The following is a 13,398-nucleotide window of genomic DNA, read 5'->3' on the forward strand; positions in this document are numbered from 1 at the left end:
CTAAGACAACCTCTCTAGAGATAGTAGTTATTGGATCAGGTTTTTGTTATTTCCACCATACCCCTTTCACATCGTAATCCCACTGAGGAAACCGAGTAATAAGAGACTGATCTTCAGATTTGAGGGTCACTTTTACACCGTCATTGGGAAGAAACCCGGGAAGTTCAATCACATTTGCGGCTCCAGCTCGAACATCGATGGTTTTCTTGTTTTTTCCCTTCGAGTCGGCGGCAACAAGTGTTTTTGGCATATGATCGCTGGACCAGTACAGGACGATGCCAGGAGAGGTATTGCCGCTTTCCACCATGAGCTCCAGATCATAACTGTGTCCGGCTATAAGCTCCATATCGGCCATTTTCCGAAGTGTTTGACAACCATCGATTAAAGTATTTCCATCAATTTTCAACCCGGTCTTGCAGGTGCCGTCAATGAGAAATGTGTACTTTTCGCTGTATTCGGGCGTTATCGTTCCTTTCCATTTCCAGATTCCTTCCGTCATATTGGGCATCCGATCCGAATCTATCACGGGAGAAGTCAAGGTTTCGACAGGAACGGTATCGGTTTTGGAGCGGTACTTTTCGCCTGTGAACGTTCCTCCCGAGCGGATTGGATAAGGCCCCCAGGAAAGATCAGCTTTGCCTGCGGAGTTGGACTTAAAGGAAAAATACGTCGTTCCATTTTTTTGCTCCAGCTTCGTGTCGGTTAACAGAATATTCTTGGAAGGCGACTTTTCCGCAACGATCAAATACCGGGGGTAGTCGACGCTTTCAACTTCAACAGTGAGGGTCGAAGCGGTGCTCGCTACTTTTTTTGTGCTCACTTTCTTTTGGGTAATCGGGTCGTAAGCATAGACCTCGGAGACGTCGCTCCCCTTAATATTCGATAAAGTCACCATGAACTTTTGCGGTTCCATGTTGTAACGGACAGGATCCAACAAGCTTTTGGAAGCATTCTGTGTCTTCGTGAGGTCCCTAGTCACCACATAGTAGGCAATCGCAAATTTATTGTCGCTGAGTTGATAAGGGAGGATCGCAAAATCGTCCCGATTGTAAAGATCATAGGTGGTGTTGGTCCCGTTGCCCTTCCAGATCAGTCTTTCCTGAGGCTCTACAACCTCTTCGACCCTAATTGGCCTTGGGTTGTTGATTTTTATGCCGGATCGCATCAATTTGGCCACAAACCCGAGTGCCTCGAGCTGAGGCCCTGCTGCGGCGCGAGCTTTGTTCGTCAGTTGATAATTCTCTAATGCCAAAGTCTTGAAGAAGGCATCAGGAATGACTCCGTAGTTTAGATCGCCGCCCTTGGCAGAGAAAATATCGACGGTGTGAACGCCCTTATGGCTCGCGAAGTTGAGGAGTCGAAGCGATGCTTTTGTCCCGATTTGGTGCATGAGCGATATCAATTTTGCATTGCCTTCGTTCACGTTAGCTTTTTGCATAAGCTCCTTGGCAAAAAAACCTCTCCACCAGTTAGTCTCGGTCATCCATACTTGAGCCGGTTGTCCATTGCCATTATTAGCATAACGAGAATGGAGTTTCCATGGTCCGGGAATAGGTTGCAAATCCCTCACGATATATTCGGTTTGATATCCGTAAAACCAATATTCAGGGAAAGCTACAATATGATCTGGCAATTGTGTATCCTTGCCATCGTATATTGCCCCGGCATAATTCATATATTTATTTTTTTTCGCAAGATCGCTTTGAGCTACGCGAGATGTGTCGGTGTATCCGGTGTAATAATGCCGACTGAAACCGTTTTGACCCGTAATCAGCTCAGTTCCATTTTCCCAAGGTCTCTGATTGGAGAAACCATCGATAATAGTAACTCCGGGAAGTTTATTAGCCGGATTCCGGACATATTGTATAGTGAGAGGAAGTAAAGATTTGATACCCTCAAATTTACGATTATCGATTGTGACAGAGGGATAGCTTTCAAAAGACCGCTTTTCCTCAAAATAGTTGTTGATGTCCAAAAATTGGCTTCCAAAGCTTAGCTCGTTCCATACTTCGAGGTCGAAGCCTGCATCAGCGGCACTTTGGGTTCCCAGTATTCTTTTAACCTCGGTCGTCACTGTTTTTACGTAGGATTGCCAACCATTATAAGTCGCTTGTGCGTCGGGGTTGGCCTTTCCACCTTCATATACGCTGCCGGAGAAGGGACGATATTTCAGGATTGTAAGATCGATCGGTCCGCTTTTCAGATCCTTCGTTAACGGAGCCGATAAGGTCAGACGCCCCGTAGCGGCATCGACATTGGTAATGACGGGATACATGGTTTGGTAAGCCTGTCCGCTTAAGCCGGTGTAATTTGGGATAATCCCTGTTGCTTCAGTGACGTATATCTCACGACTGCCTTTCTTCGCGTCGTCCTTGAGCCGGATTTGGATTTTCTTGTTCGGCACAGGAAGACCCGCATTGGCATTCAGGAGAATAATAGGGCGCAGTCCGTGTTTGCGCATCGCTTGGAGAATCTTTTGGATTCGCGTTTTAGATGTTTCCGTGAATTTGCTTTCATCCTCATATGAAATGTTGTTCCAGCTTATTTCATACCGAGCCGAGCGGAAACCGGCCTCAGCCAGCAGTTGAGCTGTTGCGTCCGCTTCCTGTGCATTGACGTTGAATCCAATGCCGGCCGTTTCGAGATAGCGGCTGGTGTCCCACGTATCCATGTATGACCGCCAGGGGGCCAGGTCCAGCGAAGACGTCCCGAAGGGAATCTCCTGTTGCCTCCAGTCCTCGTAAGGACGATTCAAGGAGTTGTTGCTTTCGGCCGCAGAGGCTGTTGGCAGTAAGGATGAGGTGTTGTTGGCAGATCGATCCGAGGCCATAAAAATTCCCGCGACAGCAATGATTGTCGTCAATATTACGATGATCTCTGTAAAACGTTTTTTTCCTCGACTAGGCACGTACGGATCCTCCTTCTCAAATTAATCTCCAAATTGTATCAGAAACAATATAGATTTACCAACATAAGGATAAAAGGTGTTGGATTGGAAGGTTGCGAGCAATTAAATTAATCGCACGCTGTAATGTTATCTCGACCGGAGGCCACTCAACCGAGTGGCCTATTTCCACTAACCTCAATCAAATAAGCCCGAAGGGTTCGTTTTTGAAGCAAGTACAGCAAGCCATCCGTTCATGCTTTTCATTTGACAAGTTACAGATTGTATCATAAACTAAACCTAAAATAGATACGTATTGTATCAATATAAATATGATCTTAGGAGTGATAGAGCATGGAAATCGAACTGAGCAAGTATACCTCTGCCCTGAAAAAAAGACTATGGATCATTCTTCTTCTAGTCGGGGTGGCATCTGTCTCAGCTTATATGTATACGAAGCAGATGATGCCCAACTATTATGCAGCCAGCAACAAGATCATCATCAACACGACGGTAGAGGGCAATACAGGGGAAACAATGGACTTCTCGTCGATCGGCTCCAATATAAAGTTGATCGATACCTACAAGGAAATCTTGAAAACCCCTGTCATCATGGATAAAGTTGCCCAACTGAATCCCGAGCTCAATCTCACTCCAAAACAGCTTGCCTCTATGATCCAAGCAAGTTCATCGAATGAATCCCAGGTCATGACACTTACCGCTACGGACACCAACTATACCCGCGCAGTTAAAGCGGTCAATGCCGTTTCTAAGGTTTTCAAGGACGAAATCCCCAAAATCATGAAAACAAACAATGTCACCGTGCTGACTACCGCGAATGAAAACGACCCCGCCAGGCCATTCGGTCAAAATACCCGTTCCAATGTCATGATCGCTTTTTTCGCAGCTCTGCTGCTCTCATCGGGCATCATCATCCTATTTGAATACCTGGATCAGTCAATTAAGTCTGAAGATGACATCCTGCTGACGATAGGGGCAGAGACGCTGGCCATCGTACCTAAGTTCAAGAAAAAGGATTTGAATCTTTCGCTAGAAAAAGCATCACATGGTCAAGCAGCAATAAATGCAAGGGGGCAAGCTTTATGAAGGCATCATTGATCACAGGCCAAGAAACGGGAGAGATGATAACCTCGCCAGGTTCCGCCATATCCGACTATTATCATTCTCTCCGAGCTAATTTGGAGTTCGCCGTAGCCAGAAACGAAGCCCGGATAATAACTTTAGTCTCCGGCTCTCCCAACGAAGGCAAGACGACGACTGCCTTTAATCTCTCTCTGTCCTACGCAAGATCTGGCAAGAAAATCCTGTTAATTGATGGCAATCTCAGGAGCCCAACTCTTTATGAGAAGCTGGGACTGTCTCGACGAGACGGTCTCAGCGAGTATTTGCAGCGTACGTTGGATTCCAGCGAAATCCTTAAGAAAACAGCTTACTCCAATTTGGACTTTATCTCTTCAGGGATCATTCCCTCTAATCCAGCGGATTTGCTGTCATCGAAGCGGCTTTCAGAGCTGTTCTCGCAATTGAGAGAAAGTTATGAGCGAATCATCGTGGATACGCCTTCCCTATTCACTACGGCAGATGCGCAAATTATTACGGCGCAGGCTGATGGAGTCATCATGGTCGTAGAGCATGCTCGCACCAAGCGACCTGTAATTCAGAAGGCAGCAAAACTATTCAAACAGCTTAATAAGCCCTTGCTGGGAACCGTTCTTAACAAATATTGACAGAGCGTCCGTCTTAAAACAGGTAATGCCTACTGCACCTTTACAACTGTAGGCACTCGGCCATGCTGTGGGTTTTAGGACCTTAGACGATTTCGTCGATGGTATGGCGTGAGGCGGGGTTGGATGCCCTAGTTTAACTTGTTTTGGCTTTCTTAAGGAGGAGGACAATTATCTTTACTCTGAGCCGCTTTAATTTACCCTCGTGGTTTCGCCGTTCTTTAATAGGTTCAGTTGCACTATTAGCAGCATATTTTTTAGGTGTATATGCAAGTGAACGTCCTGAACTTGTCATTCAGATCATCATTATTTTTTCTATTTTGGTTCCTGGCTTTGTTCTTGCTATTAGTAACTCGATTCGATTGGTGCCATACATTGTCTTTATTTGGTTAGTCGGACCTGAGATTCGCCGCATTAATGATTGGATACTTGGGTATTATTCCTCGATTACTTTGCTGAGTCTGACCCCGCTTATTACAACCATTATATTGCTTATTCCATTAAGCCAGCGACGTTTTAGAATTTCGAAGACCAATACAAGGGTTATCACAGCTTATTTACTTCCCTTTATCTACGCGGCAGTTATTGGAGCATTGCTAAATAAAGTTGCGGGTATTTATAGCCTCGGAAACTATCTTATACCCTTTCTCATTCTAATATATATGATCGCTATCCCTCCAACAGAGAAAGTCAAGGTAATTTGGATACGATCCTATGTCACAATGGCAGTCTTAATATCCATCTATGCTTGGATCCAATATCTTATTTTGCCACCATGGGACCTCTTATGGATGGAAGGTGCTCAGATGGTTTCTTTAGGAATACCTGAACCAATGGAATTCAGAGCTTTTTCTACACTCAATGCAACAGGAACATTGGCCGTATTCCTTGTAACATCCATTACACCTGCAATTGTTTCAAAGTGTTATCGTGGATTTTTCGGATGGTTTGGAGTGCTGTTGATGACTTCAGCGCTTGCCATAACACTAGTTCGCGCTTCATGGGTAACTCTGTTTTTCTGTCTAATCACATTTGTGATTCTTTCATCTGGTGTCAATAGATTCAAGTCACTTCTAACATTGGGATCTATAGGTCTTCTAGTTTACTTTATGCTTCCATATTTGCCTGGAGCAGAGTCAGTTACTACAAGGATGAATACCTTCAGTAGTATAGGGGAAGATCATTCTGCCAACGCAAGATTATCTATATTCCAAAATACATTGCCTGACATACTAAGACATCCATTTGGTGCTGGGTTTGGTGGAGTAGGAAGGAGTACAAATCTTAATGGAGGGGAATCGTCCTTCAGTGCTCTTAGTTCTGGAGATAACGGTTATCTGACGGTATTTGCTACTTTTGGCATTGCAGGTGGAATATTGATTTTTCGTGCATTGTTTACGCAATGGAAAACTATTTACAGTGTCACTTCTGATTCAATGATTAAAATCCTCGGTCTTATAATGATCATTAATTTGTTAATATCATTCTTTTTTGGAAATGAGCTTACCGGTATACCAGCCATAGCTTTCTGGCTCTTTTCAGGAATAGCTATGTCTTCTACAAAAGATGAGGCATTGGAAGAATCAAGTTAATCGATACTTACGCATAAAAATTTACAAATTCAATCTCTCCCTTAGTCATGGCGAAAAGGAACAAAACTCATCATATCCTTATGGTGACTTATATATGATGAGAGGGAGAGGAAGGCTGCCTGCATATGAAAAGACTATTTATGTCTAGTTTCATGTTGAATATCTTAGTCATGATTATTAATCTAGTAACGGGTATCATGATGGCAAGATGGCTTGGTACATACGGACGCGGAGAGCTTGCAGTTGCTACACGTTGGTCAGCGCTAGTTATTGGTCTTTCTACTATTGGACTTCCTGGAGCTGTCGTTTACCTCGGGAAACTGAACAAAGGCAAGCAAAGAGAATTGCTTGGTACTTACCTTGTAATTGGACTATTTTTCGGTTTCATCGGTATGGCACTGGGTCTACTATTAATTCCTATGCTCATGAAGGGGGATTCGGAAGGGTTAACTAGAAACGCTGCTCTTGCAATGTTGAGTGTTCCTTTTTCGGTACTTGTAGACGGATTCATAGGAACGCTGCAGAGCCTTAACCGATTCCGTAAAATCATGATTCTTCGTATTATGAGTCCCATAGGAGCTCTATTAATAATAGCTGGACTTCATTTTTCAGGAATGCTAACGGTAACTACCTATTTATGGACTTTTGTTTTTTCATGGGGATTTATTATTGTACTGGTTTCCTTATATTGGGTAATAAAGGAATTGAAGCCCCAATTCACATCTTTTGTTGAGAATACTCGTCAACTTTTGGGTAACGGCATCAAAATTTACGGAGGTTCTCTTGTAGGCATTTTCGGAGGCAACTTCGACCAAGTTATTCTTTCACTTGCCTTGGGCCCTTATGCCCTTGGCCTCTACACGGTAGCCAGTAGTGTTGGAGGCGTTCTGCCTTCCGTAATCTTTGGTACTTTGAATGTCTTTCTCTGGCCGAAGCTGATGGATCTTTCAGGCGAAAGCCGCAGACGAATGGTGGAGCAGCTCCATGTTCTTGTGCTGTATGGGACGGCTGTCATAGCGCTGGCAGGCATGGCCACGCTTCCCTTCCTGCTTCCTATGCTTTACGGCCAGGACTTTGCACCCGCTGTTTGGATGGCTATCTTCCTGCTGGCAGCCGCCCCAATCCGAATATGTTCCCAGCTTCTGATGTATTACCTAAACACAGAAGGTAAGTTCAACCTTGTCAGCGTATCTGAACTAATCAGCATCGTGGCCGGGATTGGCAGCATGCTGTTATTAATGCCTGTATTCGGCGTTGAAGCAGCAGCACTTGGGATCGTTTGCGGCTCATTGGTTAAATGGTTCTTCTATATGTTTGTCGCTAATCGTCTTGGAATAAGCCCATTGAAATTAGTGTTGTTTAAACGTAAAGAGATCAAGCAGGTCTACAGACTGGCTGCCCGTCTTCCCCATTTGATCGCAAGAAGGCAAGGGCGCCTGGCAGCCAAGAGATAAGGAAAGGAGAATGATCATGGTGAAGGTATCGGTCATCGTACCGAGCTACCGCCGCACGGCAGATCTGCTTAAATGCCTTGAAGGTCTGGATAAGCAAATTGTTTCTCCTGCGGAAATTATCGTCGTTTACAGAGAAGGGGATCTAATAACGTCTTCTGCCATTTGCAGCTGGCAAAAGTCCTCCCGAACTGCAGTCAGGAATAGTGCAGTCGTAACCATACCCGGTGTCTGGGCAGCCATGCAGGCGGGATTTATGAAGGCGACTGGGGATGTTGTTGCCTTCACGGACGATGATGCGGTCCCGTATCCCGATTGGATCCAAAAATTAATCGCACATTACAACGATGTCTCCGTTGGCGGGGTAGGAGGACGGGATATTCAGCCGGGTGTTGTCCAATCTCCTGAGGATATCGAGGTTGGAATGGTCACCTGGTATGGCAAGTTGATCGGGAATCATCATATCGGAACCGGCAAGTTCAGGGATGTCGATGTACTGAAGGGAGTTAACATGTCCTTCCGCAGGAATTTATTCCAGCTCCCCCAGGGGCTTAGCGGCAGCGGTGCACAAGTTCATATTGAAGTTCATATATGCTTGCGGATTAGGAGAATGGGCTACCGACTCATCTACGATCCTTCGATCGTTGTCGATCATTACCCTGCCCCCCGGTTCGATGCGGATCAGCGCAATAAAATTGTTCCCGAGGCCATCCATAACGCAGCTCACAATCTCCAGCTGGGCATTTTGGGTCGAGGAGGCGGATTGATTCGAATTCCCGCTAGAATTGCCTATGCCGCTCTGATAGGAGATCGTAGCATTCCAGGCGTTCTTCGCTTAATTGTCGCTATGGTGCGCCGGGAATGGGGAGTAGTGAAATCGTTCCTTCCCGCTCAAACAGGCCTCTTGCAAGGACTTCTGCATTATTTGATCATGCCTAAGCTGCGAGGGAGAAAAGGAATATGAGTGCTGCAGCTTGTTGACCATTTCGTATGAATTGAAAGTGAAGGAGGAAGATAAGGGATGAATATTCTGTTAACGATTCATCATCAGCTGGATCGGAATGCCGGAGCGCCAGGAGTGACTTTACAATTGGCTGATGCGTATCGGAGATTAGGCCACGAAGTCGAATTATTCGGATACGACCATCTTCCCAAGAGAATGCCTAATAAGATAAAAAAGATGCTATTTCCTTTTTTTGTAAGTCGATTTATAAATCGATCCTCCTGCGTTTTCGACATCGTCGACGCCTCCAGTAGTGACGGATGGGTTTGGGCGATGATAACTAAGGGGAGAAAACGAAAGGCGACAACTCTTATCTCGCGCAGCCATGGGTTGGAGCTTTTAGTTCATGAAGTTCTGTTACAAAGGGCGCGTGCCGGTCTTCATCGGCTATCCTGGAAATATCCGTTGTATAATGGAGGATTCCATCTATGGGAAGTAGCCCAATCCTTCCGCAAAGCAGACGGTGCCGTTTTCCTGAATCAGGCTGAACAAGAATACGGCAAGAATAAATTAGGCATGTCTTCATTAACCGTAATCGGCAACGGCATACCGGATTATTTGTTAGGTTGTACGATCTCACCTACACCGGTAATTAATGCGGATCCGGTCGGTGTGGCGATTATTGGCCGGTATGATCCCCTTAAAGGGGTAGGTGATGCAGCAGAAGTGTTGCAGCCGCTCATGCGGGTACACCCGAGCTTGCGGGTGACGTTTCTCGGAACATCTTGTCCGATAGAACGGGTACTGTCCGATTACGAGGCCGATTTACATGCACGCATTGCCGTTGTTCCGCGTTACGAGCATCGGGAATTGCCGGTATTACTAAAGGATCATCATATTAAATTGTTTCCTACGGTAAAAGAAGGGTCGCCATTGGTGCTGGTAGAGGCGATGGCCTGCGGGCTGGCCCCGGTGACGACTACGATTCCAGGACCTTCCGACATGGTGAGCGATGGAAAGGACGGTCTGCTTGTCCCGCCTGCGAATGCGGAAGAGCTGTATCGTGCGTTGGATCGGATATTAACAGACCGGCAACTACTCGATCGACTCCGACAGGAAGCCTACAAAACTGCTCAGCGGTATAGTTGGGACGACATCGCCCATCGAACGATTGCCTATTATGAATCATGCAGGGAACGCAAAGGAATCGGGGGCTTCGGAAAGTCAGAGCGAAAAAGATTTCGTTTTCAGCCGTAAACAGGAGGAGGCAGCGACTTGAAAATTCTAACGACCGGAATGGGTTGGATTGACCATACGCCTGGCGGGCTAAACAGGTACTTCGCGGATTACATTACAGCCATGAAAAGTCGGGGGCATGAGATCAGAGCTCTTGTAACAGCAGAAGGTGCTACGACAGCACCGCAATATGTAGAGGAGGTGCTGCCTCACCAAGGCCGAGCAGGAACATGGAGTCGAATGCGTGCCTTTCGCCAAGCGGCCGGTTCGGGTAGCAAGCAATGGCAGCCGGACATTTATAATCCCCACTTTGCCCTATATGCTTCTCTTATCAACAAGGGGCAGCTGCCGCAAGGCATCCCGATCGTCACTCACTTTCACGGGCCATGGGCTCAGGAATCGCTCGTCGAAGACAGGAGCGGGCTGTCCGCACAGAGAATCAAGTACCAGCTGAAAAAACAGGTAGAATCCCTGGCTTATAAGCGTTCAGACCGATTCATCGTCCTGAGCGAATACTTTGCTTCCGTGCTCCAGAAGGATTACGGCATCCCATCGAATCGCATTCATATTGTGCCTGGTGCGGTGGATACAGGGAGGTTCAAGCCAGCTGCGGACAGGGAGCAAATACGCAAAGAACTCGGATTCGCTCCAGGCGATCGGGTTCTTTTTTGCGTTCGGCGATTGGTGCGGCGGATGGGAATCGACCGCTTGATTCGAGCGATGGCCGATGTTGTTGATGTGGTGCCAGATGCCGTTCTTGTCATCGCTGGAGATGGCGCCATGAGGGAGGAGCTGCACGCACTGTCTCGAGAGCTGGGAATGGAGAAGAAAGTTCGGTTCACGGGACGCGTATCCAACGAGGATCTGGTGTGCTGGTATCAAGCCGCCGATGCCGCGATCGTGCCGACCGTGACTTTGGAGGGATTCGGACTGGTCACCGTGGAGGCGCTCGCTTGCGGAACACCGGTGCTGGGTACCCCTAACGGCGGAACGAAAGAAATCCTGGGGCGGTTCGAGCCGGATCTCTTGTTCGCGGACGATTCCCCGGAGGCCATGTCAGCCCTGCTCGTCCGCATGCTCAAGGGTGAGTCGCTGTTGCCGGATCGTACCCTATGCCGCGCCCACGTGATGGAAAACTATACCTGGGAGCAAGTATCCAAGGGAGTGACCGATGTGTTCGAGCTCGCATCCCAGGAGTCGGGAAGGAGGGTACACTCATGAGGATCGGGTACTACAATCACACCTCCGTCATCAGCGGAGCGGAGATCAGCCTGGTCACTATGGCTTCTCACCTGCAGGAAGCGGTTCCTGTTCTGCTCGCCCCGGAAGGAGAGCTGGCTGATCGGGTGCGAGAGCTCGGCCTGGAGTACTATGAGGTTCCCGGCTACCGAGCCCGGATGACTAAGAATCCGTTTGCGCTTCTCAAGCATGCAGCCGGAATGTTACGAGAAGGGTGGAGAGTGTCCCGTCTGATTGAGGAACGAAGCATCGATATTGTTCATGCCAACTCGATTCGGGCGGGATTGATGGTGTCCCTGTTCCGCTGGAAGCATCGCCGCCCAATTATCTGGCATATCCGTGACAACCCTCCGGGTGGTCTGATCGGCAGGATGATCCGGCGATTCGGCGCCAGAAGTGCGGACGCATGGATCTGCATTTCGGAGGCTGTCCGCGAAGGGACGGGGGATTCGAACGGCAAGCTGGCAAGAGTCATCCATAATGGAGTCAAGGCGGATTTTGCCGATTCAGAGGAGAAGCAGAGCCACCGCACTCGGATCCGCCAGGAGTTGGGAACGTCTGCTGAGGTCAAGGTGCTTGCGGTGATCGGGCAGATCGCTCCTTGGAAGCGTCAGGAGGATGCTCTTCTCGCCGCTGCAAGGCTGCTCGAAAAAGGCCATGATCTGGAAGTGTGGATCGTTGGAGAGCCCAAGTTTCGGGAAGAAAATACCCTCTACGAAAAACGGCTAAGAGAGCTTGCAAGCTCTCCCAAGCTGAAAGGAAAGATACGGTTTACCGGATTCCGTAACGATATCAAGGAGATCTGCTGTTCAGCAGATCTCCTTGTTTTGTGCTCGGACAACGAGCCCTTTGGCCGTGTTCTGATCGAGGCCATGGCTCAAGGAATTCCGGTCGTAGCGACGAGGGCAGGTGGGGTCCCTGAAGTTGTGGACGATGAAAAATGCGGACTTCTGTATGAGGTCGGGGATACAGAAGGGTTGATGGCGTGTGCGGATCGTCTGTTGTCAGACGATTCCCTTATGGAGGAATACGGCCGCAACGCAAGAGAACATGTCCGGAAGAACTTTGTCATCGACAGGACGGTCGAGAAGGTGGAGCGCATCTATCGCTCTCTCTTGAAACCAGGAATTCGAACCGCCATCGTCCATGATTACCTGAATCAGCGAGGCGGCGCGGAGAGGGTCGTGGGAACGTTCCATAAGATGTTTCCTGACGCCCCTATTTTTACAACGATCGCTGATCGTTCCGAGCTGCTGCCGGAGCTTGAAGACGCGGACATAAGGACGACCTGGATGCAGCGGATTCCGGGGATCCTCAAGAAATTCAAGTTGTTCTTCTGGCTCTATCCAGCCGCCATCCGGTCAATCGATCTTAAGGGTTATGACCTGATCATCAGTTCCAGCAGCGCGTACGCCAAAGGAATCCGGAAGGCGAAAGGAGCCGTCCATGTATGCTATTGCCACACCCCCATGAGGTTTGCCTGGAACTTCGACGATTATATCGACGGGATGGGAGTGTCTCCTCTTGTGAAAAAAGCAGCCTTCAGTTTCGTGCCTGCCCTTAAGCATTGGGATCGCCGGAGATCATCGGATATAGACGAGCTTGTAGCGAACTCGAGCGTCGTGCAGGAAAGGATTCTAGACTGCTACGGTCGGTCCTCTTCGGTCATTTATCCACCAGTGGATCTTTCGCGGTTCAAAGCGGAAAAAGTTGCGGAAACAGGAGACTACTATTTGGTCGTCTCGAGGCTGGTATCCTATAAGCGGATCGATATAGCGGTCGAAGCCTGCACGCTGCTCTCCCAAAAGCTCATTGTCGTCGGGCAAGGTCCAGACCGCAACCGGTTGGAGCAGCTCGGAGGACCGACGATAACTTTCACCGGCCGTCTTCAGGATAAAGAGGTGGAACGATTGATGCGGGGCTGTAGAGCACTAATATTTCCCGGAGTAGAAGACTTCGGCATTACTCCGCTGGAGGTGAACGCTTGCGGCAGGCCTGTTATCGCCTATCGTGAGGGTGGCGCGCTGGATACGATCATGCCGGGTGTCAATGGCTTGTTCTTCGAGGAGCAGACCGCAGCTTCACTGGAGGCCGCACTTCTCGATTTCCCGCGTTCCCACTGGAATTCGGAAGCCATCCGGGCCCATGCAGAGAAGTTCGGAGAGGAGCGTTTTGAGAGGGAAATCAGGGAGGCGGTCCGTTCCGCGATGCATGGACGCGGAAAGCAGTCAAGCGCCGTGGATCCGCTGCACATCGAAAGAAGCAAAGCCAGTGCCAAAGGCCTTTCCGTATAAACTGCCCCGAACAA

The 13,398-nt window shown here is 48.3% G+C and carries 9 protein-coding genes; 8 read left to right on the plus strand and 1 reads right to left on the minus strand.

All coding sequences use genetic code 11. The annotated features are described in order from the left end of the window. Positions 1-46: 46 nt before the first annotated feature. A complete protein-coding gene (locus tag AC06G8_RS05765; RefSeq protein WP_480284693.1) occupies positions 47-2,908 on the minus strand; it encodes a PA14 domain-containing protein in 2,862 nt (953 codons plus the stop codon). A gap of 330 nt (positions 2,909-3,238) precedes the next feature. On the opposite strand from AC06G8_RS05765, the gene AC06G8_RS05770 reads away from it, so the two are divergent. The 8 genes from AC06G8_RS05770 (at position 3,239) to AC06G8_RS05805 (ending at position 13,384) form a co-directional block, all read left to right on the plus strand. Then, positions 3,239-3,991 (plus strand): YveK family protein, encoded by a 753-nt coding sequence (locus AC06G8_RS05770; protein ID WP_480284694.1) that lies wholly within the window; start codon positions 3,239-3,241, stop codon positions 3,989-3,991. Then, positions 3,988-4,632 (plus strand): CpsD/CapB family tyrosine-protein kinase, encoded by a 645-nt coding sequence (locus tag AC06G8_RS05775; RefSeq protein ID WP_480284695.1) that lies wholly within the window; start codon positions 3,988-3,990, stop codon positions 4,630-4,632. The genes AC06G8_RS05770 and AC06G8_RS05775 overlap by 4 nt, the downstream gene beginning before the upstream one ends. 143 nt (positions 4,633-4,775) lie before the next feature. After that, positions 4,776-6,221, plus strand: a complete 1,446-nt coding sequence (locus tag AC06G8_RS05780; RefSeq protein ID WP_480284696.1) for an O-antigen ligase family protein — start codon at positions 4,776-4,778, stop codon at positions 6,219-6,221. Positions 6,222-6,346: 125 nt separating this feature from the next. Further along, on the plus strand, positions 6,347-7,675 hold the full coding sequence (locus tag AC06G8_RS05785; protein WP_480284697.1) for an oligosaccharide flippase family protein: 1,329 nt from the start codon (positions 6,347-6,349) through the stop codon (positions 7,673-7,675). A gap of 16 nt (positions 7,676-7,691) precedes the next feature. Next, the gene (locus AC06G8_RS05790) at positions 7,692-8,636 is read left to right on the plus strand and encodes a glycosyltransferase family 2 protein (RefSeq protein ID WP_480284698.1); all 945 of its coding nucleotides are present in this window, start codon (positions 7,692-7,694) and stop codon (positions 8,634-8,636) included. A 57-nt stretch (positions 8,637-8,693) separates the two neighbouring features. Further along, positions 8,694-9,872, plus strand: coding sequence for a glycosyltransferase family 4 protein (locus tag AC06G8_RS05795; RefSeq protein WP_480284699.1), 1,179 nt, complete (start codon positions 8,694-8,696; stop codon positions 9,870-9,872). Positions 9,873-9,890: 18 nt separating this feature from the next. After that, positions 9,891-11,072, plus strand: a complete 1,182-nt coding sequence (locus AC06G8_RS05800) for a glycosyltransferase family 4 protein (RefSeq protein ID WP_480284700.1) — start codon at positions 9,891-9,893, stop codon at positions 11,070-11,072. Beyond that, a complete protein-coding gene (locus AC06G8_RS05805) occupies positions 11,069-13,384 on the plus strand; it encodes a glycosyltransferase family 4 protein (protein ID WP_480284701.1) in 2,316 nt (771 codons plus the stop codon). The genes AC06G8_RS05800 and AC06G8_RS05805 overlap by 4 nt, the downstream gene beginning before the upstream one ends. Positions 13,385-13,398 lie beyond the last annotated feature (14 nt).

This window comes from Paenibacillus sp. SJS-P3 (genome assembly GCF_056711585.1).

Coding starts and splice junctions, on each gene's coding strand:
- AC06G8_RS05770 (WP_480284694.1), top strand. CDS start 3,239: ATGGAAATCGAACTGAGCAAGTATACCTCTGCCCTGAAAAAAAGACTA.
- AC06G8_RS05775 (WP_480284695.1), top strand. CDS start 3,988: ATGAAGGCATCATTGATCACAGGCCAAGAAACGGGAGAGATGATAACC.
- AC06G8_RS05785 (WP_480284697.1), top strand. CDS start 6,347: ATGAAAAGACTATTTATGTCTAGTTTCATGTTGAATATCTTAGTCATG.
- AC06G8_RS05790 (WP_480284698.1), top strand. CDS start 7,692: ATGGTGAAGGTATCGGTCATCGTACCGAGCTACCGCCGCACGGCAGAT.
- AC06G8_RS05795 (WP_480284699.1), top strand. CDS start 8,694: ATGAATATTCTGTTAACGATTCATCATCAGCTGGATCGGAATGCCGGA.
- AC06G8_RS05805 (WP_480284701.1), top strand. CDS start 11,069: ATGAGGATCGGGTACTACAATCACACCTCCGTCATCAGCGGAGCGGAG.